This window comes from Spirosoma arboris (genome assembly GCF_009754945.1).
In the GTDB taxonomy this organism is placed as follows: domain Bacteria; phylum Bacteroidota; class Bacteroidia; order Cytophagales; family Spirosomataceae; genus Spirosoma; species Spirosoma arboris.
Window position 1 is genome coordinate 223,318 of sequence record NZ_WPIN01000001.1, and the last position, 24,659, is coordinate 247,976.

23 protein-coding genes are annotated in these 24,659 nt (G+C 46.3%); 7 read left to right on the forward strand and 16 right to left on the reverse strand.

Translation table 11 applies throughout. From position 1 onward, the window contains the following. Nucleotides 1–6: 6 nt before the first annotated feature. From GO755_RS00935 to GO755_RS00955, 5 genes are all read right to left on the reverse strand, one after another. Nucleotides 7–387: a hypothetical protein gene (locus GO755_RS00935; protein WP_157582693.1), complete on the reverse strand. Its 381-nt coding sequence runs from the start codon at nt 385–387 to the stop codon at nt 7–9. A gap of 174 nt (nt 388–561) precedes the next feature. Further along, nucleotides 562–1,485 (reverse strand): ROK family protein, encoded by a 924-nt coding sequence (locus GO755_RS00940; protein WP_157582694.1) that lies wholly within the window; start codon nt 1,483–1,485, stop codon nt 562–564. 5 nt (nt 1,486–1,490) lie between these two features. Then, nucleotides 1,491–2,375, reverse strand: a complete 885-nt coding sequence (kduI, locus tag GO755_RS00945; RefSeq protein WP_157582695.1) for a 5-dehydro-4-deoxy-D-glucuronate isomerase — start codon at nt 2,373–2,375, stop codon at nt 1,491–1,493. A 159-nt stretch (nt 2,376–2,534) separates the two neighbouring features. Further along, nucleotides 2,535–3,779, reverse strand: a complete 1,245-nt coding sequence (fucP, locus tag GO755_RS00950) for an L-fucose:H+ symporter permease (RefSeq protein WP_157582696.1) — start codon at nt 3,777–3,779, stop codon at nt 2,535–2,537. A 482-nt stretch (nt 3,780–4,261) separates the two neighbouring features. Next, a complete protein-coding gene (locus GO755_RS00955) occupies nt 4,262–4,933 on the reverse strand; it encodes a hypothetical protein (RefSeq protein ID WP_157582697.1) in 672 nt (223 codons plus the stop codon). 237 nt (nt 4,934–5,170) lie between these two features. Here GO755_RS00955 and GO755_RS00960 point away from each other — a divergent pair, with 237 nt between their 5' ends. Beyond that, nucleotides 5,171–6,796, forward strand: a complete 1,626-nt coding sequence (locus GO755_RS00960; protein WP_157582698.1) for an NADP-dependent glyceraldehyde-3-phosphate dehydrogenase — start codon at nt 5,171–5,173, stop codon at nt 6,794–6,796. A 41-nt stretch (nt 6,797–6,837) separates the two neighbouring features. Continuing rightward, complete coding sequence (locus GO755_RS00965; protein ID WP_157582699.1) at nt 6,838–7,827, forward strand: ABC transporter ATP-binding protein; 990 nt, start codon at nt 6,838–6,840, stop codon at nt 7,825–7,827. Between the two features lie 134 nt (nt 7,828–7,961). Here the strand turns inward: GO755_RS00965 and GO755_RS00970 are convergent, their stop codons facing one another. From GO755_RS00970 to GO755_RS01020, 11 genes are all read right to left on the reverse strand, one after another. Beyond that, nucleotides 7,962–8,924 (reverse strand): AAA family ATPase, encoded by a 963-nt coding sequence (locus GO755_RS00970; RefSeq protein ID WP_317165771.1) that lies wholly within the window; start codon nt 8,922–8,924, stop codon nt 7,962–7,964. Nucleotides 8,925–9,030: 106 nt separating this feature from the next. Then, nucleotides 9,031–10,410: a peptidylprolyl isomerase gene (locus tag GO755_RS00975; protein WP_157582700.1), complete on the reverse strand. Its 1,380-nt coding sequence runs from the start codon at nt 10,408–10,410 to the stop codon at nt 9,031–9,033. 159 nt (nt 10,411–10,569) lie between these two features. Then, entirely contained in the window at nt 10,570–12,930 is a 2,361-nt protein-coding gene (locus GO755_RS00980) for a peptidylprolyl isomerase (protein WP_157582701.1), read from the reverse strand. Nucleotides 12,931–13,023: 93 nt separating this feature from the next. Continuing rightward, nucleotides 13,024–13,740 carry a hypothetical protein gene (locus GO755_RS00985; RefSeq protein ID WP_157582702.1) on the reverse strand — a complete coding sequence of 239 codons (717 nt, stop codon included), beginning with the start codon at nt 13,738–13,740 and terminating at the stop codon, nt 13,024–13,026. A gap of 28 nt (nt 13,741–13,768) precedes the next feature. Beyond that, nucleotides 13,769–14,107, reverse strand: coding sequence for a n-acetylglutamate synthase (locus tag GO755_RS00990; RefSeq protein WP_157582703.1), 339 nt, complete (start codon nt 14,105–14,107; stop codon nt 13,769–13,771). 115 nt (nt 14,108–14,222) lie between these two features. Beyond that, nucleotides 14,223–15,266: an agmatine deiminase family protein gene (locus GO755_RS00995; RefSeq protein ID WP_157582704.1), complete on the reverse strand. Its 1,044-nt coding sequence runs from the start codon at nt 15,264–15,266 to the stop codon at nt 14,223–14,225. A 177-nt stretch (nt 15,267–15,443) separates the two neighbouring features. After that, nucleotides 15,444–16,130, reverse strand: a complete 687-nt coding sequence (locus tag GO755_RS01000; RefSeq protein WP_157582705.1) for an HAD family hydrolase — start codon at nt 16,128–16,130, stop codon at nt 15,444–15,446. Between the two features lie 13 nt (nt 16,131–16,143). Further along, complete coding sequence (locus GO755_RS01005; RefSeq protein WP_157582706.1) at nt 16,144–16,395, reverse strand: hypothetical protein; 252 nt, start codon at nt 16,393–16,395, stop codon at nt 16,144–16,146. Nucleotides 16,396–16,431: 36 nt separating this feature from the next. Next, complete coding sequence (locus GO755_RS01010) at nt 16,432–17,136, reverse strand: 3-keto-disaccharide hydrolase (protein ID WP_157582707.1); 705 nt, start codon at nt 17,134–17,136, stop codon at nt 16,432–16,434. 119 nt (nt 17,137–17,255) lie between these two features. Then, a complete protein-coding gene (gene mnmA, locus GO755_RS01015) occupies nt 17,256–18,425 on the reverse strand; it encodes a tRNA 2-thiouridine(34) synthase MnmA (protein WP_157582708.1) in 1,170 nt (389 codons plus the stop codon). 286 nt (nt 18,426–18,711) lie between these two features. Then, nucleotides 18,712–19,266 carry a PH domain-containing protein gene (locus GO755_RS01020; RefSeq protein WP_157582709.1) on the reverse strand — a complete coding sequence of 185 codons (555 nt, stop codon included), beginning with the start codon at nt 19,264–19,266 and terminating at the stop codon, nt 18,712–18,714. A 106-nt stretch (nt 19,267–19,372) separates the two neighbouring features. Between GO755_RS01020 and mutS the strand changes: the two genes are divergently transcribed. From mutS to GO755_RS01045, 5 genes are all read left to right on the forward strand, one after another. After that, nucleotides 19,373–22,018 carry a DNA mismatch repair protein MutS gene (gene mutS / locus GO755_RS01025; RefSeq protein WP_317165789.1) on the forward strand — a complete coding sequence of 882 codons (2,646 nt, stop codon included), beginning with the start codon at nt 19,373–19,375 and terminating at the stop codon, nt 22,016–22,018. A 164-nt stretch (nt 22,019–22,182) separates the two neighbouring features. After that, the gene (locus GO755_RS01030; protein ID WP_157582711.1) at nt 22,183–23,301 is read left to right on the forward strand and encodes a hypothetical protein; all 1,119 of its coding nucleotides are present in this window, start codon (nt 22,183–22,185) and stop codon (nt 23,299–23,301) included. Between the two features lie 92 nt (nt 23,302–23,393). Next, on the forward strand, nt 23,394–23,897 hold the full coding sequence (locus tag GO755_RS01035) for a Rad52/Rad22 family DNA repair protein (protein WP_157582712.1): 504 nt from the start codon (nt 23,394–23,396) through the stop codon (nt 23,895–23,897). 54 nt (nt 23,898–23,951) lie between these two features. Next, nucleotides 23,952–24,191, forward strand: a complete 240-nt coding sequence (locus tag GO755_RS01040; protein ID WP_157582713.1) for a hypothetical protein — start codon at nt 23,952–23,954, stop codon at nt 24,189–24,191. Continuing rightward, nucleotides 24,188–24,619, forward strand: coding sequence for an HNH endonuclease (locus tag GO755_RS01045; protein ID WP_157582714.1), 432 nt, complete (start codon nt 24,188–24,190; stop codon nt 24,617–24,619). Before GO755_RS01040 ends, GO755_RS01045 begins: the two co-directional genes overlap by 4 nt. The last annotated feature ends 40 nt before the right edge of the window (nt 24,620–24,659 follow it).

Sequence of the window (24,659 nt, forward strand, 5' to 3'; positions counted from 1 at the left end):
AAGCATCTAACCTTTGATTGGCTGAGCTAAAAAACTCATTGCCTCTGCCTCCTGATTCAAACGATTCAGGATACGGGTATGAGCGATTAGCTGTTTATACTTACCCTTTGTACAGGCTAGGTTATGTGTTTGCGTCAGATCCAAATCAAGCAGGAGCTTTGCCAACTCATGCTTCATTTTACTTAGCAATGACCTTAATTGATTAACAGGGATAGGCCGCTTGAACGAATGTAAATCCTTTTGTGTGTACTCTTTGCTCGCAAAGGGAGCTAGCTGGTTATAATGAATATAGAAAGTAGAAGTCGCTTCGAGCCAGTTAGTCAGAACCGTGGCTTCTGTTGAATAATCTAGTAATTGTGGATCATTTTGGTTGAGTCTACGTTCCATGCCAAATTCATTGTTTAACTTTTTGGATAGTTTTTCTATCAAAGTTTAAACAAAAAATTTGCTTTTTCTTATATAAGAAACCGATTTTTATTATTCGGTAACTAAGCCTACTTACGAGCGTGTAAGTGGCTATATCTGTACCAGAATTTAGTATAATTGGTTTTTAGATAGACACTAACCCATTAGGGCAGCGCCAAAGACCCCGGCGCTGTCACCAAGTTTAGGTTTTAAAAATAGCGTATTGAGTCGCCCATCGTTAAATGCATATTTTTTCGCTCGCTCAACACCTTCTGTATAGAGCAAGTCGATGTTCCCGACACCACCGCCCAACACAATGGCATCTGGATCGAGCATGTTCACAATGGTAGAAATGGCACGGGCAAAATACTCTAGCAACCGGTCCACAGTAGCCGCTGCGTAAGGATCTGCGCCCTGATAATACCGATCAAGAATTTCTTTTAGATTTCGACTTTCTCCACTTTGTTCGAGATAAAACCGTTGCAGAGCTGGGCCTGAGATAACCTGTTCATTACAGCCCCGTTTGCCGCAATAACAGGGATAACCGTTTTCTTCCAGAATGTTATGCCCCCATTCGCCCCCAATACCCTGACGACCTGCCTGCACGACTGGTATACCGTCGTAGCCGCGGAAAACGACACCTCCGCCAACACCCGTCCCCAAAATAACCCCAAAGACCATCCGGTAATCGGGGATGACATCCTGCACAATACCCATTGTGGCTTCGGAGAGAGCAAAGCAGTTCGCATCGTTGGTCGTGGTAACGGATACGCCAAGGGTACGGGCAAGGTCTTGTGGGAACGGCATCCCATTGATACAGGTCATGTTCGAGTTTTTCATCGTACCTGTTTCGGGATCGAGGGTTCCTGGTGTACAAAAGCCTATTTTATCGGGTTGGAGCCCTGTTTCGGCTTTGAGTAACTCGATCAGTTTCCCAATTTGATTGACGATATGTTCGTAACCGTAATGGGCTTCGGTGTCAATGCGTTTGCGGATAATGACCGCATCGGGCGAGGGGGCGGATAAAATAACGCCTTCAATCTTGGTGCCGCCTAAGTCGACACCCCAATAGGTTTGCATTCGTATTATTTTAAATCATTGATTGCACAGAAATCCATATCACCGTAGTCGAGGTTTTCACCGGCCATTCCCCAAATGAAGGTATAGTTCGACGTACCGGCCCCGGAGTGAATCGACCAGTTGGGTGAAATAACGGCTTGTTCGTTCTGCATCCATACATGGCGGGTTTCCTGCGGTTGCCCCATAAAATGACAGACACTTTGTCCCTGCGGGACTTCAAAATAGAAATAGACTTCCATGCGCCGATCATGTGTATGCGCAGGCATAGTGTTCCAAACGCTACCGGCTTTCAGCTCTGTCATACCCATTTGCAGCTGGCAGGTTGGTAAAACACTATTGACCAGTAACTTATTAATAACCCGATGATTGGCGGTTTCCATGCTGCCTAGCTCAACAACTTCGGCATCTGCCCGTGCTATTTTTCGGGTTGGGTAACTATGACCGGCGGGGGTAGAATTCAGATAAAACTTGGCTGGGTTGGCGTCGTCATGCGAGCTGAACTGGACACTCTGCGTTCCCTGGCCAATGTAAAGAGCCTCTTTGTATTCTAAATCATAAGGTGTGCCATTCGCTACCACTTGCCCCGGCCCACCGACGTTGATGATCCCTAATTCACGGCGTTCCAGGAAGTAGGCTGCTTTGAGTTGATCGGGTGCTTCCAGCGTTAAGGGCTCTGCTATAGGCATAACACCACCGGTCAGATATCGATCGAAGAATGACAAAACCCAGCGAAACTGATCCGCTACGAACAGATTTTCAATAAGAAAATTCTGGCGGAGTTGATCCGTGTTCATGCCTTTCACTTCGTTGGGAGAGTTGGCATATCGGCTTTCAAAAACGGTTTCCTGTTCGACGCGGCTATTCGCAAGAGGGGTCAATTCAGTTTGCATAAAACTATCGGTTGTCTGCTTACAGCAGAACGTTTACATATTTTACGGTAAAATAAGCACAAAACAGAAATCAACTGTTTTGTGCTGGCGTTAGATTCCAACGAGAAATAGTCAGGAATAGGCCTGAAATACCCGTGAAAGTGGATAATAATTTTGAACTCACTTCACCTTGTAAAACTTAGCTCCGAACAGGAAAATGACCGTGTAGCAGATGATTGGCAGGTAGTAGGCATTGGCTACATCTTTCTCGGCGGCCATACCCATCAAAAATGGGAAAACAGCCCCCCCAGCTACACCCATTGAAATAAATGAAGCTGCCTGTTGCGTGTGCGATCCCAGATTTTTTAAGCCCAGACTAAAAATGGTTGGGAACATGATGCTGAAAAAGAAATTGAGCATCAGTAACGCAATGAAGGAAGGCCACCCCAAACTTTGTGTAATGATGAGGCACATCAGAATATTGCTACCTGCAAAAATAGCCAGTAAGGTGTGAGGAGCGATGATGCGCATCAGAAATGTACCCACAAAACGACCGGCGAGCATTAGCCCCATAAACAGGACCATGTAATTGCCCGCTGTGGCGTCGGAGAATCCCATTTTTTCGTGGCCGTAATTAATGAAGAATGCCCAGGTTCCGCCTTGCGCAGCCACATTAAACGTTTGAGCAATTACCGCCCATACAAAGTGCGTATGTTGAAAAAGAGTTTTTCCGGGCTCAACGTCGACATTCGCTGCTTCTGGATCGACCGCTGCGTGTGGGTCTGTTAAAGCAGGGACTTTTACGAAGGAAAAAAGAATAGCAATGGTGGCGATTACACTGCCGATAGCAATGTATAAGGTCTTAACGGAAGTTAGATCTGTACTTCCTTCAGTATTATTTCGTAGCAGAAAATACGACCCGATGGCTGGTCCGATAATGGCTCCTAAAGCATTGAACGCCTGCGCAAAATTGATCCGTTGATCACTGGTACGCTGATCGCCAAGGGAAGCCACAAATGGGTGAGCAACCGTTTCGAGTGTAGAAAGGCCACAGCCGAGTATGAAAAGAGCAATACCAAAATAGGTAAAGGAAACAGCAGCTGCCGCTGGGACAAACAAAAACGCACCGATTGCAAATAGTGACAGTCCCAGTAATACGCCATTTTTATAACCAAACCGCTTCATGAACAAGCCAGCCGGAATACCCATAACGAAATAAGCGCCAAAAATAGCAAACTGGACAAAGGCCGATTGCGTCTTGGTCAGGCTCAGAACATGCTGAAAGTGCTTGTTCAACACATCGCCCATCGTAATGGCGATACCCCAAAACATGAAAAGCGATGTGACAAAGACGAGGGTAACGAGGTACTTGCTGTCGGTAAAAGTCGCTGGCGTCGATTTGCCAGGTGCGGTTGTTGCCTGCATGATTTAGGTTAATTAATGGCTAGTTAGGTTCGAGCGTTACGGCCCCTATTTACTAAGTACGCACGTCCAGGATTGTAAAGTCTTTTGCGAGGCTAAATTACCCTTATCTGGGTTAATTCTGGGTAATAATGCAACAATGAATGGCACCTAGGTGGTAAGCGTTTCGTGATTTGCAAATCGCTTTATGATGGTTACTATATAGCTGTTAACTGCTTATTGCCAAGTGTTATCTACAGTTTTGATGCTTTTTAAATAATCATAAAGCCAGATAATTTGCATAAATACAGTGCAAATTATCTGGCTTTATGTCACTAAATAAATGTGTAGTGGCCTAACCACAGCCGATACTTTTGGTCGTCTACTACTCGATATAGATGTACACACCGCTTACTGGCCTAGGATATTTGCGGTAATTTGTAATAGAACGCTGATGATTAAGGGTGAAATCATATTGATCATCATAATCAGTGTTCTATTGTAAATCAGAATTTAAGCGCAATAAGTGCAGGAGCGAAGGCTGCTAAAGTCGTGAAACCCGCGACCTGACGATAGGGTCTCAGTTCTGAATGCTGAGCTACCTGACTGGCCAGAATGTTCGTCGCGATAAAGCCTGTCAGGTGAATGATGGATAGATACTTGTGCAGCTTGACCCCGCTTCGTGTTTTTTGATCGGCCGCCAATTTAGGTGGAGCGGTTAGTGAAAGCAGCGCAGTGGTGCCGTACGCGATGTTGGTAATCGTCAAAGCAGTTTGCTGGGCATTGAGTAACTGATTGTACTCACTACCAGTAGCTTTGTTTAGCTTAAGCTCCAGAATACCCTGCGCCACAAAACCCGCCAGCGTAGCATAGCCTGTAACCTTGTGGCTTATCAGCATGAACTGGCGAATCTTAACCTCTTTCTTTCGTCCTTCCAGCGTAAGCGGGGCTACGTTTATGACCCGAAGCAGCCCATTGGGACCCCAGAAAATCCGCTGAGTAAAGAGCATTTTATGGGGTAAAAGCGACTGTGCAGACAACGAATCGATCGAAGCAGTTAATCGCTGATTATCAATCGTAGTTGCTGGGGCAGTCGCAAAGGGTTGTACGACATAGGAGCTGTCCTGAGCATGAACATGTAGACCAACACAAAGGAGGAGAACGAGAAGTTTTGCCATGAGGAAAAGAGAAGTTTTGACTAAGAATGAGTTCGTGAAAAGTGAGCACTCAGGTGCTTGTCCTTTTTTTACGGTACGCAGAAATTTTCCGCTTGGTTGCGTTTGGGCTTAGTTTAGGCCCATAATCCTTATCGTGGCTCGTACTACATAAAACCGTATTTGTTTTTAACCGGATTGGATTTTGCCCGGCAAATGGCGACGTTTGCCACCGTTTCTTTTCAATAATCATTTCCTTCCATGAACGATTCGAAACTTAGTGAACTCTTCCCAACTAGCGCGGACCAGATTCCTGCCGAATACCACATCGAACCCATTCACCAGCGTGAATATTTGCTTGACGGTGAAATGCGTGCCTGGAATGGTCCTGTCTCGGAGGTGTATTCACCCGTTTGCTTGCCTGGACCCGATGGTACCTTGCAGCGTCAACTTGTTGGTAGTTTTCCTGTAACAGGCCCTACTGAAGCCGTGGAGGCCCTCAATGCTGCTGTAGCTGCCTACGATAATGGTCGGGGCGAGTGGCCCCAGATGTCGGTAGCTGGCCGTATTGGCTGTATGGAAACCTTCATTGGGAAAATGCTGGAGCAGCGGACGCTGGTCATTAATCTGATTATGTGGGAGATCGGTAAGAATCTCGCCGATGCAACCAAGGAGTTCGACCGTACGGTGAAATATATTTACGATACGATCGATACACTTAAAAATATGGACCGCAACTCGTCGCGGTTTCGGATTGAAGAAGGAATCATTGGGCAAATCCGGCGGTCGCCGTTGGGAGTTGTGCTGGCTATGGGCCCATTTAACTACCCACTCAATGAGACGTACACAACGCTGATTCCGGCTATTCTGATGGGGAACACGATCCTGTTCAAAACACCCAAACATGGATCATTGCTTCATTATCCACTGCTGGAAGCATTTCGTACCAGTTTTCCAAAAGGTGTTGTCAATTCGCTGTATGGACGGGGAGCCAATGTGATTCCTCCGGTTATGCAGTCTGGGAAAGTCAATGTTCTGACACTCATAGGCTCTAGCCGTGTCGCCGACGAACTACAACGTCAGCACCCGAAACTCAACCGGCTTCGGTCGATTATGAGTCTTGATGCCAAGAATGCAGCTATCATCTTACCCGATGCCGATCTCAACATTGCCGTACAGGAGTGTCTGCTGGGAACCTTGTCATTTAACGGACAGCGTTGTACTGCCATAAAAATTATTTGGGCACACCGTTCCATTGTCGATAAGTTTCTGGAGCAGTTTGGCCCCGAAGTCAGTAAGCTTAAACCCGGCATGCCATGGGACGCTAAAGTCCAGATTACTCCTCTACCCGAACCAACTAAGCCTGAATACCTGGCCGACATTATTGCCGATGCAGCAGCCGGTGGCGCATCGATCGTGAATGAAGGTGGTGGAGAAACCATGGCTTCCCTGTTCAAACCGGCGGTTGTTTATCCGGTTAAAGAAGGCATGAAGCTGTATCGGGAAGAGCAATTTGGACCCGTTATTCCGGTGGTTGTGTATGACGACGTTGAAGAGTTTATCGACTACCTGATTACGGATGATCACGGAATGCAGGCGAGTATTTTTGGTACCGATACCACCAAAATTTCCCAACTCATTGACCCATTGGTGAACCTCGTTAGCCGAGTGAATATCAACGCTCAATGCCAGCGAGGGCCAGATACGTTTCCCTTTACGGGCCGTAAGGATTCGGCAGAGGGGACGCTGTCCGTCGAAGATGCATTGCGCTCATTCTCAATCCGATCGGCGGTGGCTACGAAAGACACAGCTAGCAATAAGGAAATTCTAAACGAGATTGTAGGACATCATCAGTCGACATTTTTAAGTACAAATTTTATATTTTAATATAAAGCCGCCCGCCCCGATCGGGACGGGCGGCTCTACTCATGCTTACTGCCAAAAAACTCGTTAAAGTGTACAACACTGTTCCGGCCGTTCGGAACGTATCCATCACGCTCGAACCGGGTCAGATTATGGCCCTTGTAGGGGCTAGTGGATCGGGTAAAAGTACACTACTGAATTTGCTGGCAGGTTTAACGGATGCCGATACGGGCGAGGTTCGACTCAACGACGAACGAGTGCTGGGCCCTTCTGAGGTGTTAGTGCCAGGTCATAAAGACATTCGCCTGGTTCATCAGGAATACCAGCTGATGCCGAATGTATCGGTGCGGGAAAACATCGCCTACGCACTACGCTTTTTCGAGAAAAGTTACCGCGACTTTCGAGTCAATGAACTATTGAAACTGTGTCGCCTGACGGATGTGCAGGATCGTATCCCGCGTCAGGTATCGGGTGGAGAAAAGCAGCGGACAGCCATCGCTCGTGCCATTGCCGACAAACCAGCCGTGTTATTACTCGATGAACCGTTCAGTCACCTCGATTTGCCCAACCGACTCATCGTTCGTGACTTACTGTTCGATCTGGTTCGGCATGAGCAGACGTCCTGTTTGTTTGTGACACACGATGCGACAGACGCGCTCTCTATTGCTGATACACTGGGCATTCTGCGCGATGGAAAACTTATTCAGTTGGGTACACCCGTAGCTGTTTATCATCAGCCTGTTACAGCCTATGCTGCCCGGATGACAGGGCTGGTCAATATTCTCAAAGCAAAATATTTATCCCTGCTTGATTTGCCTGAATCCGATAATCCAGAATCTTTGATTTGCCTGCGCCCGGAACAGCTTAAACTAGACGATACGGGTATGCCAGTCACAGTTCGGGCTGTGTATTTCAAAGGGAGCCATTATGAACTTGACGTAGCCGTTTCTCGCTATGTATCGCTGCGTCTGTTAACCTCTCGTACTGATATACAAGTAGATCAGGTTGTTCATATTAGGTTGCGGGATAATGAACTGTGGCGTTTGAAAGGGTAATCGTTGACTGTAATGAATACTACGCCGAACCTGGAGCCTAGATCTCAGTGCCATAATAGTCATCTATACTAAAAATGCCCGATACTTAGCTGTACCGGGCATTTTTGCTATGAATTCAATAAAGAGTGTTCGTATTAGAGCAGTCTCTTGATCAACTGTTCAACCGAAATTCCTTCGGCTTCTGCCTTAAAATTCCGGACAACACGGTGACGCAGAATTGGCAAGGCTACAGCCCGAACATCTTCAATATCGGGTGAATATTTACCCGTCAGCAATGCGTTACACTTTGCAGCCAGAATAAGCGCCTGCGATGCCCGTGGGCCAGCGCCCCATTCCAAATATTGATTGGCGTCAGAAGCGGCCATTTCGGTATTGGGACGAGTTTTATGAACGAGCTTAACGGCATATTCTACGACATTGTCTACCACTGGAACCCGGCGTACCAAGTGCTGAAACTCACGGATTTCTTCGCCTGTAATCACCCGCTGAACTTCATATTTCAGATCAGACGTGGTACTTTTTACAATGTCGACTTCGGATTGGTAGGATGGGTAATCCAGATAAATATTGAACATGAAGCGGTCTAATTGCGCTTCAGGCAGTGGATAGGTACCTTCCTGCTCAATAGGGTTCTGGGTAGCCAGTACGAAAAAAGGTCGTCCCAAACCGTATTTCTGACCAGCAATCGTGACCGAATATTCCTGCATGGCTTCCAGCAGAGCCGCCTGTGTTTTAGGGGGTGTCCGGTTGATTTCATCGGCCAGGATAATATTGGCAAAAATGGGTCCTTTGATGAACTTGAAGTTGCGTTCCTGATCAAGTGTTTCTGAACCCAGAATATCCGATGGCATCAGGTCAGGTGTGAACTGAATCCGGTTGAAATCTAAATCCAGCGCTCCGGCAATCGTCTGAATCAGCAGCGTTTTGGCCAAACCAGGTACACCAACTAACAAACAGTGTCCCTGACAGAAGATCGCCGTTAGCAATAGGCGAACGGTTTCGTCCTGACCAATTACAACTTTAGAGATTTCGTTTTTGAGTTTTTGGTAAGAGTTGGTGAGGGCTTCTGCAGCCGCGACGTCTGATGAGTAAGGCACAGTTTTTTAATTAAGAATGATGAAAAGAATGAAGAGTGAAGAATGAAAAGTGAAGAATAAAACAAAGCATTATTCTTCACTTTTCATTCTTCACTCTTCATTAATTTTAATTGCCTCCTCCGCTGAGATTGGCTGCACTATTTTGAGTTGTCCCAAATATTCGGCAACTGTGGAATTCAGGGTCAACCGTGATGTATACATCGGCAACTGACTTTTTAAACCAGTCATCAATGGCGCGGTTCTTTTTGTTCTGAAGCACAATTGTCTGCAATTTTTCGAAATCTTTCGTAAAGTCGGCCGTATGTGGCGGAACCTTCGTCTTAAAATACAATAATCGTACCGCGCTTTTGCCGTCTTCAGTACGATACGGTAGAGGAGACGAAATCTTACCTACCTGCATTGTATCGAGCATTTGGAACATGGCGTATTCCATCGAACCGTCCATTGCCATTCGGCTACTACCCGACTGAGGATCACGCAATAAACCACCAGCATCGGCGGTGTTTTTGTCTTCCGAATAGTCGTGAGCCGCTTTGTCGAATTTCAGCGAATCGATTTGAATAAGATTCTTAAGACTGTCTAAGTAGTGCGTTGGTCCACTCAGATCCAGGCGGTTGTAGTCGGGACGGAGCAGAATGTGCCGGGCGTGGTATTCAGCTCCGCGCGTTTCCAGCAATTGAATTAAGTGCAAACCGAAATCAGATTCTACTACATCCGACATCTCATTTGGTTTCAGTTTCAGAGCTGCGCCTTCAAAAGGAGCGACCATGACACCTCGTTTGGCAAAGCCTAAATCACCCCCTTTTTCCCCCGAACCAACGTCTTCGGAGTATTCTTTCGCCAGTTTTGCAAAATCTTCGCCTTTCTCAATCCGGTGTTTGATGTCCAGTAACCGTTGACGAAGAGCATCTTTTTGTTCTTTCGTAGGTTTAGCAAATCGAACAATCTGACCTACTTCTACATCGGCAGGCATATACGGAAGGCTGTCTTTGGGAATTGCATCGAAGAATTTACGAACATCGCGGGGAGTCACTTTCACGTCGGTCGTAATTTTCTGCTGCATTTTCTGAACAATCTTCTGCTCTTTTACCTGTGTCCGCAGCTCGCTTTTGAGCATTTCCAGGCTTTTGCCATAGGCTTCAACGATACTTTTTTCGGAGCCGAACTGCTGCACCATGTACTGCATTCGGGAGTCAAGTTCGCTGTCTACGATTTTGTCGTCAACTACAACCGAGTCAATTTCGGCTTTGGCCAGCATCATTTTGTTGATAACGAGACTTTCCAGCAACTGACATTTTTGCGGAGGTGTCTGATTTTGGCCAACGTAAGATTGGGTAGCTTCATCAAGATCCGAACGCAGCACATAATAATTGTCCACTTTCGCGATGATCTTGTTCAGGCTAATGCCCTGGCCCTGACCAAAGGTAGGTGCCGTCAGAAGGCAACCAACCAAAATAAAGAGCACACTGCTGATTACTTTTTTCATATTGTCAAAGATACACACAGAACGACAAGCGGTTTGTGTTTTAAGAAATTTTAAATGGAATTGGGGATTGGTTCAGTAGGTGGAGTTAGTGAAATGAGTGTTGTGGTCAACCTAACCCCACCAATTTCTACTTCACCACTTCACTAACTCCACCAATTCCTACTTTACTAACTTCTGAATTTCAGCCTCGTTCACTTTTACCGGATACGTTTGCCGAAGCTGGGCAAGCCACTGTTTTTCAAGCATGGCCTGATATTCGTTGATCACTGTACCACGCGCTTCGGCAAATGTTTTGGCACGAGGTGGTTCGATTCGGCTGATGATTATAGCAATCGCTTTGTTGTCGCGATGCAGGGTCGTTGTGCCCACTTTCCATTGGTCAATTGAATCAAGGTATGGGTTAGTTCCCTGCGCAAAAGTGCCTTCGGTAATTGATAGCGCAGGCGGCATGCCAGCGGTTACCGGATATTTGCTGTTGATCGTTTTGAGTACATCGTCCTTTGCATTGCTAAAATATTGAAAGGTCACGTTTCGCTGGGCATCTTTGGATACACCCGGTCGTGCGCCCTGATAATCTTTTTCCATGATTCGGCTCAGAGAGATGCCATTTTTTTGTAAATAACCCACCACATTTCGAATTCGATTGGCCGAAACCGAATCGCGTTCAGTAGGGTCATGTGAACCAGTTACCTCAATAACATAGTCGGGGTTATGGCCCATCACGACCAGTATATCGAATAGCGTTTCGCGCAGATTTTGCGTTAGCGCGGTCTGGTTTTTATCAAACGAAACGGAAGCCGCCGACCGTCGAAGTTGATAGGGCGGCTTGCCACTGAGTGCACTAGTTGCCTGTTTTAGAAGGCTATCGTTTTGAGCGAGAACAAGCGTAGCAACGGCGCGTTCAGGTAGGCGATAACTGTCTTTATGTTGCTCAAAATACTGGCGCTGGCCAATCGAATCGACCATCGACCGTTCCCAGACATTCTGCTCCATTGCCTGCGACAGCAACACACCATCACGAATTTCGATCATTAACGACCGAAATTCACTTGATTTTTTGTCCAGGTTCGCTTCTTCGGTGGCAATCAGGCGATCACCCACAAATCGGTCAAATAAGCGATGCATGGCAACAACTGGCGAACCCTGTACGGGTGTTGCTGGTGGTACACTGGGTGTTGTAGCTAGTGCTGGATTTCGTGGGGGCTGTTGCCGTTGGCGGACATAGGCGAAGAAATCGTTGACTGTAGATGATTGCCCCGAAATTGTAACAATAGGCTTGTTTTGCAAGGTCGGTTCGAGCGGTTCTGTGTACCGCCATTGTCCTCGAAGCAAACTACTGTCGGCTTTCGCTAATGCATTCTCCAGGATGGATTTATCTTCCTGAACAGTATATTCTTTTCGAAGCTTATGGATGGTAGCTTGCCGCAATACTTCAGCCCGGCTATCGGTTGTAACACGCTGGTGGAGAGAAGCCGCCATCGTTGCGTAAGGCTCCAGCCCTTTGCGTTCAATAAGCTTGATAATGTGCCAGCCGTAGTTAGTTCGAACGGGTTTTGAGTAGTCACCGGGTTTGGTCAAAGTAAAAGCGGCATCTTCAAAAGCCGGAACCCAGGGGCGGTCGGGTGTAGACAATGGTAAAACGCCCCCGTTTGTTTTCGAGGTTGCATCATCAGAGATTTCGCGACAAACCAGTTCGAACGATTCTCCTTTTTGTAAACGGGCATAAGCCGCGTCAATGCGTTCCTGCGCCATTTTTTGACCTGCTTCATCGGCACTCGGACTCATTCGGACCAGAATATGTGCCACACGAATGCGCCCCCGACTTGGCCGGCGATTGTTAACTTTTACGAGGTGATAGCCAAAACGTGTCCGGACAGGTTGCGAAATGCCACCAACTGGCGTTGTGTAAGCCGCTGTTTCGAGTGGATAAACAACGCCAAACGCTGTGATATAGCCTAGGTTTCCACCGTTTTGTGCTGTCGCGACATCTTGTGAATGATTCGTGGCCAATTTGGCAAAATCCTCTCCAGCCAGCGCTTGCTTCCGTAGGGCAAGCGCCGTTTCGTAGGCTTTAAGCGTATCGGCGGGCAGGGCATCTTCAGAGACTGATAGCAGGATGTGCGACGCATTGACATCTTCCTGCATGCGCTGATAGGCCTCGGCTGTGAGCGATTCAACCAGTACTTTGTCGATCAGATACGACTGCGCCAGTTGTTTCCGGTAGGTGTTCATTTCCTCCCGAAAAGCCTCCGTTGTATCGCGGCCTTCGGTTTCGGCAGCCAGTACTTTCAGTTTGAGATTTGTATAAAGGTCAAAGTATCCTTTGACATCGGTTCGTTGAGCCGAATCAGAGGATAACTGATTTTTGGTGAACGACTGAAAGAAATCATCGGTCGTAAAGGCTTTGTTACCCAGGGTCAGAATAACTGGTTTCGGGGGCGTTTGCTGAACAACCGGTGTGGCTGTTTTACAGGCTGTTACAAGAATGGCCAGCAAAAAACCGCCTGTTAAATGGCGCATAGCGTCTAGTAAAGGTAATTTTGGACGTATTGGTAAAACAGATACAATAGAAAAAACATTCGCTCTGTATTGGGAACGAATGGGCAGAATCGCTTATTGGCGAACTGGTTGAATTTTAACGGTTTTCAATAGAATGTCATACTCCAGCCGATAGTCGAAGGCGTCTTTCATATTTTGCCCGGTAAACACTGCCGGGACATGGACAAGCTTTTGTTTCTTCTGACGTAAATCGGCTTCACGAAGGTCAACCGAGCTTTGCCCCAGCAAATCATCATCGTCCAGTTTGTCTACGAGTTGTAGTCCAATCCCCGAAGCAACCAACCCGGCAGACACGTATTTCAGTGGGGTCAGTACTTCGGTAGCAGTCAATAACAACCCGATTGGAAGGGCGACTATATTATGGATTTTCTGGATCTTCGCAATCGTTTGTCTGGCCTGGATATAATCATCGACCTCAATCAATACCACCGATGCTACAATCCGCCCATTTCGGGGGAGTGGCAAACTAATCGGTTTAGCAGGGCCGTGTTCTACTGGGCTACCTTCATTCGTCTGGCCCGTTTGCAAGTCAAGTTGTTCATCTTTCTTAAATGTCTCAACGCCCCAGCCGCCATTAACAACGGCCACCGGCTTATTTTTGGCATCGTAGCTGGTTAACGAATATGCCATCATCAATTCATCCCGCCGACTGATGGTTTCTTCCAGATTCACCGCTCGTAGCGACCGAGGTACTAATTCGGCGGTGAGTGTTGGTTGGGGAGCACAGCCGATTATCTCAACCAGGATTATCAGGATTAAAATGATTCGCATGATCTATGATTCGCGTGATTTTGTCAATTCATCCGGCGACTTCTTCAACAATTGATTCGCCCGATGAATTGTCGCCACTTGTCCATTGCCAGCGTTCGTGAAGGCGGATGCGTCCATCAGGTAGCTGTTCTGGTGTGGAATGGCAACGCCCGGTCATTAGTTCGCCCTGTGTATTGACGTGCTGATAACGCATATCCAGACAATTGCTATCCAACAACTTAGCAATCAGAAAACCTTTCGCGATACTGCCTCCGCTATACTCAGCCCACACAATCTGGCCATCCTGATGATACTGAAAAAGCGTATCGCCACTCACTTCGCCATTGCTGGTATTCGTAATCGAACGGAAGGTTTTATTATTGTACATTGTTTGAACCGGGATTTATTTGATTTAACTGAACCACATGATTTTACTAGAAATTCAACCAATTAACCTGATTTGACAAAATCAAGAAAATCAGTTAAATCAAATAAATCCTGGTTCAGATACTTGGTTCCTGCTGACTCAGGCAATGAAAACTGCCCAGACCCCAGACAATATCGGTGGAATCAATACCAACAATTTTACGGTCGGGAAAGCAGGTGCCGATGATGTCTAACGCTTGCTGATCTTTATCGCATCGGAATGTGGGGACAATGACCGATCCATTCGTAATCAGAAAATTAGCATAGGAAGCAGGCAATCGTAAGCCATCGCTTTCAACAGGGTCGGGCATAGGTAGCTCGACGATGTTGAGTTGTTTGCCGTTCAAGAGCCGCATTTCTCTCAATTCCTGATGAATTTCCTGCAGGAATGGGTAATTGGCGTCGTTCGGGTTCGATTCGTAAGCGGCAATGACCGTGTCTTCGTTGACAAACCGAACGGTATCGTCAATATGGCCGTCAGTATCGTCACCAACAATGCCCTCTTCCACCCAAAGCACCTGCTGAACACCGTAATAATCACACAGATATTGCTCGATTTGCGCCTGCGTTAAGTGAGCATTGCGGTTCTGATTGAGCAAACAGGCCCGGCTGGTCAACACGGTGCCTGCTCCATTGAACTCCACCGAACCACCTTCCATGATAATTCCTGGCGTAACATAGTCCAGGCCTCGATAATGGGCAATTTCTACTGGAATCAGGTCGTCGCGATCATAAGGTGGATATTTTCCTCCCCAAGCGTTGTATCCCCAATTCACAATCATACGCTCTTTTTTCTCTGGATTAATCAGAAACGCTGGCCCATGATCGCGACACCACGAATCGTTGGTAGGGTGGGGCAGGAGCGTAATGCGACTCATATCGGCACCCGCAGCTAGTAATCGTAACTTGGCTGCCTGGATTACTAGCTCATTATGCGCATTGATACATACCTGCTCACTTTCGGCAATGGCTTTGATAAAATCGATATAAGCCGGAAACATTAACTCCTGCCGCTCGTAGGTCCAGGATGCTTCTGTATGGGGCCAACTGAGCCAGGTAGCTACGTGTGGATGCCACTCGGGAGGAAAGAAAAAGCCCTCTCGGGCTGGTATTAAAGACATGTACTATGTACGGATTACGATTTACGAAGTAAGAAGGACAAGGTCTTTTGCCGCAGGATAACTACGATTTTTCTACAGGATTTTAGTCAGTAAACTATCTTGTAAAATCCAGTCGAAAAAAGACAAGCTTGTCCATCATTCAATGCAAAGGTACGGCAAGTCAACAAAACTTTGTGGCTAAACTGGCTGAATCAACGCCGATACAGCCTCCACTGTCAGCTGCGTGAAATCGTCAACGATCAAGGACGCGCCCGTATCCACTAATTCGTTTCGGGTATGCGTCGTTGCTAAAGCAATAACCTTCATGCCTGCCCGAATACCCGCTTCAATACCGGCAAAGGCATCCTCGAACACAACACATCGAGCTGCTTCTACACCGACTCGTGCGGCAGCCGTCAGATAAATTTCGGGATCAGGTTTGCCCTTATGAATCATGCTGGAATCGACAATCGCATCGAAATAAGGTCTCAGTGGAAGCCCATCCAATGTAAATCGAACATTGCTCTCTGGAGCTGATGTACCCACTGCCAGCTTAACACCCTGAGCTTTTAAGGCACCCAGGAAATCCAACAGACCCGGCGCAGGCTGTAGATGTGGACGGTACAATTCACGGTAAATCGCTTCTTTTTCCTCTGTCAGGACAATCAGCTCACCAGGTGAAATAGGGCGTTGAAATACATACGCCATTGAATCGGCGGATACTCGCCCATTGATGTTTTCAACGTATTGATCCTTCGTCAGTGGACGATTATGATGTTGAGCAAATTGCAACCAGGCATTAACATGAAAGTCAGTGTTGTCGATTAACACACCATCCATATCGAAAAGCGCCGCCCACGAAAGGGCGGAAGATGCATCAGGCATTAGAAAATAGAGTTTAAATTTCGCCGTCTGGATTTACTGTCGGTAAAATATCCCCGGCAAGTACAGCCGCTTCATGGAGTAGTTCTGTAGAAACTAGTTCGTCCGTTACCTCTTCAATTCGTTCATCGAATGCATCAAGGCCCTCATCGTTGGTAGCAGAAGACGCATTCATGCCTAACAGAAATCGACCCACATACAACAGATTGAGCGAAAAACGTAACTCGGGTAGGGAGCGACTGTGACGAGTGAGGAGTTCGGTTTGCATAATAGTTACGTAACATGGACAGGATGTACACGCTACTTACAATGGTTTAATTTTCAGATTTCTGAAATAAATAGGAGCTCCAGCGTGCTTGCCCTGTAAGCCAATATAGCCATGAAGTGGTAAATCGGCGGGTGGTTTGCTGAGCCATTCGGGTACAGGTGAACCATCTGGGTTGGTTTTGGCCGAGGTGAACTTTGTCAGATCAATCGTATTGACTAACTGGTTGTTAAGCACCACATAAATCATCTTTCCCTGACAGGTGATGGTATAGCGATTCCACTCTTCGGGCTTCTTAACAACTTGTTGTTTAGTTGCAGCCTGATGGCCAAAAAAAGCACCACATTGCCAGTTGGTAGGCGAATCGGCCCATTTTTTTGCGTGGTCGTCGGCAATCTGAATCTCTACCGAATTCGGAATCCAATTGGTGGTATCGCTGGCATGGACAACCACGCCACTATTGGTACCATCCGCTGTTTTGAAAAATAAATCCAGTACGAAATCATCATAGGGCACAGCCGTCCAGATGGTTTTGTCTGCCGAGGCTGTTAAAACCCCATCTTCTATTGTCCAGACACCTTTTGGGAAACCAGCATCGGAAAGATCACTGGCGAAGAGCGGTTTCCAGCCAGGACCGCTCGGGTTCGGATGACCTTTGGGAACGGCAACGGAAGGGGATGATTGGGCAAAAAGCTGACTGGTTATCGCTACAGCAAAGCCAATAAGCAAAAGGTTTTTTTTCATGAAAAGTCTTAGGGAGATAGTCGATTCGCAAAGGGTTTTATTTAGACACAAAGACGCAAAGTACACAAAGTTTTATGCTTTTCTCGGTGTACTTTGTGTCTCTGTGTCTAAACGAATTTTTATTGGAGAACTTCTGAACTGATCTGAAGAGTCGAATCGAAAGAACGATCGCTTTGACGGAAGCTTTTCATGATCCAGCCCCCGCCAATTACGTCGTCTCCTTCGTAGAAAACGGCAGCTTGCCCTGGGGCAATGGCCGATACGCCTTCATTAAACAACACTTCGATTTTGTCTCCGGTTTGTGAAATGATTGCTGGTGTTCCGGGATCTTTGTACCGCACTTTCGTTACGGTTTCGAGTGGTCCATCAATATGGTCGTACTTCTGTAGGTTTAATTTACTCACAATCATGCCGTCGCGGAACAGATCTTTATCTACACCCAAGACGACTTCATTGGTGTCTTTCCGGATTTCAGTGACGAACATTGGTTGACCGAAAGCCATCCCCAGCCCTTTTCGTTGGCCGATGGTATAGAACGGATAGCCTTGGTGTTTGCCGAGGACTTTCCCGGAACCTTCCATAACGAAATTTCCACCGGCTACTTCGGCTTCCAGACCCGGCATGCGTCGCTTCAGAAATCCACGATAATCATTATCGGGCACAAAACAGATCTCGTATGATTCTGATTTAGTAACCAGTTCCATAAAGCCCCTTTCTTTAGCCATCTCACGAATTTCGGATTTGCGCAAATGACCCAGCGGCAGTTTTGTTCGGCTCAAACTCTCCTGCGATACACCCCACAATACATAAGATTGATCTTTCAGCGAATCAATGCCTTTGGAAAGAATATGTCTCCGGGATGCCGTACCACCGTTCTCTGTGCGTATATGCGCATAATGTCCCGTGGCAATGGATTCACAATCAAGTCGGTCAGCCCGACGGAGTAAGGCATCCCATTTGATATGAGTATTGCACATAACACAGGGGTTAGGCGTCCGGCCTTCGAGGTATTCGCCCGTGAAATGGTCGATAACAGCATCTCCGAATTCTTCCCGAATGTCCAGAATATAATGGGGGAAGCCGAGGCTGACGGCAATGTTGCGGGCGTCGTTAATGCTGTCGAGGCTGCAACAGCCGGTTTCTTTTTTGGTACCACCTGAGGATGCATAATCCCAGGTTTTCATGGTCATTCCAATGACCTCGTAGCCCTCTTCGTGAAGCAAAACTGCTGCCAATGAAGAGTCAATGCCGCCACTCATGGCGACCAGAATTCGTCCGTGTTTGCTCATCTCTGCCGGGGTTCAAAGCCCCGCGATTTATGGTTTAATAGGCTATTATTTGTCTTGGCGTGTGCTGATTATCAGTCTATTTGGAGGATTGTTCAGCCGAATAGAAACAGGCAAAACCACCTTTTGTTCTACCCTTGGGTATGAGCTGACAAGTGCCAAAAGATACAGTCTAACAATTTTTAAAAGAAAACCATTCGGTCTATAGTGATAATTCTAGAGCCTCTTCACCCAAAGTCGTTTTCCGGAGAAAAGCTAATTAGGCTGGTGTTTTGATCTAGTTAGGATTTTACACATTGGGCCGTTTCAAATTATCCTGTAATAATTGCCGAATGTCGCGGAGGGTGTCACGAATTTCAGTGAGAATAGCGTGATCTGTATCCACTGGTTGTTGGCTGCTTCGGGTAGCGATCAATTTTTGACGTTGTTCAATAATGTGCGTGCGGAAGTTCTGAGCATCGATAATACCAATAAGTTCCATATCGTGCGCCTGATTGGGACTTTGTCCGGCGGTTTCAAATTTTAAGATGCAAAGATCAAAATACCGAAGCAGCGGACCGGCCACAAAGGTAACGTCCTGAATGTTTTCGAGCGGAATCGTTTTCTCTACCTGTATCAGAATGCCTTTTTTGAAGCGAAGGGAACGCTCCGATAATTCGCATTCGAGATTATGAAAATAGTGGCGACTCCACCACTGCCCCACACCCAAAAACCAGATTGGGAGGAGTAAAATGCCGATGACTGAAATGAACAGAAAGAAGGATATGTACAGCAACAAGTAGGTCCGAATGATTGGGTTAAAGCTAACCTTCAATGGGAGGGTAAGTTCAGATTGGGGAACCATAAAAAGAGAGTTGATTTAGCAGCAAGTACCTGTAATTACGGGTGGAAAATAGCCAGATTTTCGCCAAAAAACACTATTTTTGTTTACGACAATCCAACAGAAATCAGTGAAGACAGCCACCGCAGCAAAGCCACAAACGAAAAAAAACGAAACTCCTCTCAACCGCCAATATAACCAGATTAAAGCCAAATATCCGGGTGCGTTGTTGCTCTTCCGCGTCGGAGATTTTTACGAAACCTTTGGGGAAGACGCCGTTCGGGCTAGCAAGATTTTAGGTATTACACTTACCAAACGGAACAACGGTGGGTCGAACGAAGAATTGGCTGGTTTTCCGCATCACTCACTCGATACACATTTACCAAAACTGGTTCGGGCAGGTGAACGTGTAGCTATCTGCGATCAGTTAGAAGACCCTGCGCTGGCTAAAGGGATTGTTCGGCGGGGGGTTACAGAATTGGTTACCCCCGGCGTTTCATTTAACGATAACGTACTCGACACCCGGCGCAACAACTACCTCGCAGCTGTTCATTTTGGCAAGGGAGAGGATCAGTTTGGCGTGTCGTTTCTAGATATTTCGACAGGCGAGTTTTTGGCATCGCAGGGGAATTCTGCCTATGTCGATAAACTGCTGCAAAGTTTCAATCCGTCGGAAGTACTCTATTGCAAACGTAACCGGCAAGAGTTTGGCGTATTGTTTGGCGACAAGTTTCATACCTACACCCTCGAAGACTGGGCATTTACGTATGATTTCGGCTATAATTTCTTGAAACAACACTTTCAGACAACCTCGCTGAAAGGGTTTGGTATTGAAGGTCTGCCCGATGGTATCATTGCTGCCGGGGTAATTCTACATTACCTGAACGAAACTGAACACAAAGATCTTCAGCATATTACGCGTGTCACCAGGCTTGAAGAAGACCGTTATGTCTGGCTTGATCGCTTCACGATTCGCAACCTCGAACTGACAGCTGCGCAGCAGGAGGGGGGCGTTCCGCTGATTCAGATTCTTGACCAGACGGTTACGCCTATGGGCGCTCGCTTGTTACGAAAATGGCTGAATCTTCCCCTAAAAGAAAAAGCCCTGATCGATGAGCGACTTAATATGGTTGATTTGCTCGTTTCAGATATTGATCTGGCCGATGCGATGGTTGGCCACCTGCGGCAAATTGGCGATCTTGAACGGCTGGTTTCGAAAGTGGCCGTTCGTAGAATTAGCCCTCGTGAGCTGCTACAACTCAAACGGTCGCTGCAACATGTACTACCCATAAAGGAACTGCTTATAACGGCTCTGAGCCAGACTGAATCGCCGTCATTGAAGAAATATGCCGACCAGCTTAATTCGGTCTCTTTTCTGCTCGATCGTATCGAAACCGAATTGCGCGAAGATCCGCCAGCCCTCTCGAACCAGGGCGGGATGATTAAATCTGGCATTAATGCAGAGCTAGACGAACTAACAACGATTGCTTACGCAGGCAAAGATTATTTGTTGCAATTGCAGGAACGCGAAGTGCAACGGACCGGTATTAGCTCGCTCAAAGTGGCCTACAACAAGGTGTTCGGTTATTATCTGGAAGTAACGCACGCCCATAAAAACCGTGTGCCTGAGGATTGGATTCGGAAGCAGACACTGGTGAATGCCGAACGCTATATCACGCCCGAGCTGAAAGAATATGAAGACAAAATTCTGAACGCAGAAGAGCAGATTTTTCAGATCGAAGCCCGGATGTTTAACGAGCTGGTTTTGGCCGCTGGTGAGTATGTTGGTGCTATTCAACAAAATGCGCGCGTGTTGTCGGTACTCGATGTATTGTCGTCGTTTGCACGTATCGCAGTGAAGAATAAATACGTTCGGCCACAGATCAATGAAAGCAAAGTTCTGAATATTAAAGATGGTCGGCATGCAGTGATCGAACAGCAATTGCCACCTGGCGAACACTACATTCCGAACGATATTTATCTGGACGACGAAACGCAGCAGATCATTATCATTACTGGACCGAATATGGCCGGGAAATCAGCTTTATTGCGGCAAACAGCCTTGATTGTACTCATGGCCCAATCGGGGAGTTTTGTGCCAGCATCCTCGGCGGAAATTGGCCTTGTCGACAAGATCTTTACGCGTGTTGGAGCCAGCGACAACCTCTCGCGAGGAGAAAGTACGTTCATGGTCGAAATGACCGAAACGGCCAGTATCCTGAACAACCTCAGCGAACGAAGCCTTATCTTGATGGACGAAATCGGACGGGGTACGAGCACTTACGATGGCGTTTCGATTGCCTGGTCTATTGCTGAATACCTACATACCAAAACCGACTGTCGGCCTAAAACCTTATTTGCCACTCATTATCACGAACTGAACGATTTAGCTACTGATAATCCGCGTATCAAAAACTACAACGTAGCCGTAAAAGAACTGGGCAACAAAGTGATTTTTCTGCGGAAGCTGAAAGAAGGTGGCTCTGAACACAGTTTCGGGATTCACGTAGCACAAATGGCTGGTATGCCTGCTCAGATCGTGAGCCGTGCCAATGAGATTTTAAAGCAACTGGAGTCGTCGCACAATCGGGAAACGAACAAGGAAAATATTCGGCAGGCTGTGCCACAGGAACGGGAACTAGCTTTACGCATCATTGAATCCGGTGACCCAAAAACAGAAGCGATCAAGGAAAAATTACGAGCCATCGACGTGAACCGTCTGACACCTATCGAGGCTTTGTTGAAATTGAACGAGTTGCTGAAAATGATGGAGTGAATCTGCTGAACTATGCTGATTTGTTGCTATCAACAAAGCCCTTTATCCTCAATATATTATTGATGAGTGTGGAAAGCGCGTTTCGATATAATACAGCTGAAAATGAACTTTGGTGTTGAAGAATTGAGATATATGCGACAGTTATCTGAGTAAACTTCAAATCGATGAAATGGGACGATAAAAACATAGCGGTTTGGTTGGATAATTTTGAGGATCTTATTTATCCCGTTTCAGTCTATCAGGAGTTGGTTATCGAGGGTAAGGACTTCAATGAAAAGTTCTCAATCATGGGTGCCTGGAAAACTGGTTCACTACGAGTGTCGGTTTACGGTAATGCCTATATTGATCAATCAGGTAATCATTATGAATTTACAAATCGCTGGAAGTTAGATGCGCCAGTGGGGTACGATACTTGGCAATACATTACGAATAATCAAGAATTTATTCGCGCTCAAGTACCGGACCAATTTACTAACGAGAACCCTACTATAGTTGAAGAGCTATGCAACAAATCTGGTTTTGAATTTATCTGGACTATGTTTGTGATGCATTGTTTTTACCCTAAAGTATACCCACTCTACGACCAGCACGTTTATCGAGCTTATTGCTCTATAATGACTGATGGGGAAAAAGTGCCAAGAATAGCCCCTAATAAATGGTCCGAATATAGTAAGTATAGAGATTTTTTTATAGAAAAGCTGACTATAACAGGTGCAAATTACTGGGAGTTAGACAGGGCTTTGTGGGCTTTCGGAAAGTCGATCAAGTTGAAGAAAAATCAAAGTAAAAGAAAACTCATTGGTAAACCTATTGAAACAATGAATCCAATTTCTTTGCAAAAAACCGACAATCAGCACAGCGGTTGGTATGAAGATTTCACTTTGGGTGGGAAAGCTAAGGAATTTTGTTGGAGGCTTGATTCGACTCGCTCACTATCTATCCACAGAGTGTTTGAAGGGAACAATCCAAACGATAAAAAAATAACATTCGAGGAGTTGACAGCCATTCAAGATTACGTACAAAAAAACGGCTGGACAGACTTGGCCAATAGTGTCACAAAACTGAAAGATAAAACGGAGAAAGACGGTCTAGGCAAATTTCTGTACGAGGAGTTGGATTGGGATACTATCGACGCCCAGCTTGCAAGTCACCTATCCGCGATTTTTGTTAGTGCTGGTGTTTGGATAAGCAACAATAAAAAAAGGAATATTCAGGTTAAAGTACAGATTAATAAATGGTATGAGACCCTGGAAGCATTTTATCTAAAAAATTATGAGCAGTAATAATTCGGTATAGTTCACTGTGGCTATTTCGCCTAAAATGAACTATACAGATCTACTGGCGCATCATTGTAAACAAGTAAACAACAACGAAAATGGACCTAAACGTATTAACCGCCCCGCTCACTGTGCAGGAAATTGAGTGGCGGGTGCAAAGTCAGACCAAAGATGGTCAGAAGATCATCGTGGTGCCGTACATCACCAATCGTTGCGTTATGCAGCGGTTCGACGACCAGTTTGGCTGGGCAGGCTGGCAGAATGAAATCAAGGAAATTGATGGTGGTTTTCTTTGCACCATCACCGCTATTTTGCCCGGTGGCGAAATGATTCGGAAAACCGACGGAGCCAGCCGTACCAGCGTGGAGCCAGTGAAAGGTGGTATCAGTGATGCTATGAAACGCTGCGCCGTACAGTTCGGCTTGGGGCGCGCTTTGTATGACTTCCCGAAAGTGTTGATTCAAACCACCGATAAATACATTCCCGACTGGGCTACACCTTTGTTAGATAAAATGGTAGAGAAGCTCAACGCCGGTGGTGCCGTGCGTGATGTTGTTGTGCTGAAACCTGAACATGCCAAGCCAACGGCTAAGGCTGTGTAGGGCTAAAACGCCATAGAAATTGTATATTCGTAAATATACACACACACGTACACAATGACGATTTACTCGGTATATGATCAAGTAGCTGATCTCCTGGCTACTTTAGATCCAGCTAAAGTTCTGTCCATGAAGGCATCGGCTGATATGCAGATACGTTTCGAAGAACTGGCAGAGAAATCAGCAGATGACAAGTTGACCAAAGCCGAAAAGGATGAACTAGATCATTATATTGTTTTGGAGCGACTTATGCGTTTAGCCAAAATTCGTGCGCAATCTGGTAGAGTAGTATCATGAGTCGATACATTCCTGAAGTATTGCGTGATTTGGTGGCTCAGCGTGCTAAATTTTGTTGTGAGTATTGTTGCCTTCCTGCCGACCGTTCATTCTTTGCGTTTCATATCGACCATGTCGTTAGTATGAAACATGGAGGAGAAACGGCGGCAGATAATCTGGCGTTTGCCTGTTCAATTTGCAACCTAAATAAAGGATCTGATGTCGCGACTTTTTTAGATGACAATGATCAGTCAGTGCGCTTTTATAACCCACGACGTGATTTATGGCGTGAGCATTTTAGGGCTGAACTAACAGGATTACTAATTGCCAAAACTGATATTGGCCGAGCAACAATCAAAATATTAAATCTTAACCATCCCGATTCTATAATTGAACGACGTGAATTAATCCGACTTGGTTTGCTTATGATCGAACAGGATAGCAATTAAATTTCACAAACGAGATCATTATAAGTTGTAGGAAAAGTTG

Coding starts and splice junctions, on each gene's coding strand:
- GO755_RS01010 (WP_157582707.1), bottom strand. CDS start 17,136: ATGAAAAAAAACCTTTTGCTTATTGGCTTTGCTGTAGCGATAACCAGT.
- GO755_RS00955 (WP_157582697.1), bottom strand. CDS start 4,933: ATGGCAAAACTTCTCGTTCTCCTCCTTTGTGTTGGTCTACATGTTCAT.
- GO755_RS00975 (WP_157582700.1), bottom strand. CDS start 10,410: ATGAAAAAAGTAATCAGCAGTGTGCTCTTTATTTTGGTTGGTTGCCTT.
- GO755_RS00980 (WP_157582701.1), bottom strand. CDS start 12,930: ATGCGCCATTTAACAGGCGGTTTTTTGCTGGCCATTCTTGTAACAGCC.
- fucP (WP_157582696.1), bottom strand. CDS start 3,779: ATGCAGGCAACAACCGCACCTGGCAAATCGACGCCAGCGACTTTTACC.
- GO755_RS01000 (WP_157582705.1), bottom strand. CDS start 16,130: ATGCCTGATGCATCTTCCGCCCTTTCGTGGGCGGCGCTTTTCGATATG.
- GO755_RS00965 (WP_157582699.1), top strand. CDS start 6,838: ATGCTTACTGCCAAAAAACTCGTTAAAGTGTACAACACTGTTCCGGCC.
- GO755_RS00935 (WP_157582693.1), bottom strand. CDS start 387: ATGGAACGTAGACTCAACCAAAATGATCCACAATTACTAGATTATTCA.
- GO755_RS00940 (WP_157582694.1), bottom strand. CDS start 1,485: ATGCAAACCTATTGGGGTGTCGACTTAGGCGGCACCAAGATTGAAGGC.
- mnmA (WP_157582708.1), bottom strand. CDS start 18,425: ATGAGCAAACACGGACGAATTCTGGTCGCCATGAGTGGCGGCATTGAC.
- kduI (WP_157582695.1), bottom strand. CDS start 2,375: ATGCAAACTGAATTGACCCCTCTTGCGAATAGCCGCGTCGAACAGGAA.
- GO755_RS00995 (WP_157582704.1), bottom strand. CDS start 15,266: ATGTCTTTAATACCAGCCCGAGAGGGCTTTTTCTTTCCTCCCGAGTGG.
- GO755_RS00960 (WP_157582698.1), top strand. CDS start 5,171: ATGAACGATTCGAAACTTAGTGAACTCTTCCCAACTAGCGCGGACCAG.
- GO755_RS01035 (WP_157582712.1), top strand. CDS start 23,394: ATGGACCTAAACGTATTAACCGCCCCGCTCACTGTGCAGGAAATTGAG.
- GO755_RS01005 (WP_157582706.1), bottom strand. CDS start 16,395: ATGCAAACCGAACTCCTCACTCGTCACAGTCGCTCCCTACCCGAGTTA.
- GO755_RS01045 (WP_157582714.1), top strand. CDS start 24,188: ATGAGTCGATACATTCCTGAAGTATTGCGTGATTTGGTGGCTCAGCGT.
- GO755_RS01040 (WP_157582713.1), top strand. CDS start 23,952: ATGACGATTTACTCGGTATATGATCAAGTAGCTGATCTCCTGGCTACT.
- GO755_RS01030 (WP_157582711.1), top strand. CDS start 22,183: ATGAAATGGGACGATAAAAACATAGCGGTTTGGTTGGATAATTTTGAG.
- GO755_RS00985 (WP_157582702.1), bottom strand. CDS start 13,740: ATGCGAATCATTTTAATCCTGATAATCCTGGTTGAGATAATCGGCTGT.
- GO755_RS00990 (WP_157582703.1), bottom strand. CDS start 14,107: ATGTACAATAATAAAACCTTCCGTTCGATTACGAATACCAGCAATGGC.
- GO755_RS01020 (WP_157582709.1), bottom strand. CDS start 19,266: ATGGTTCCCCAATCTGAACTTACCCTCCCATTGAAGGTTAGCTTTAAC.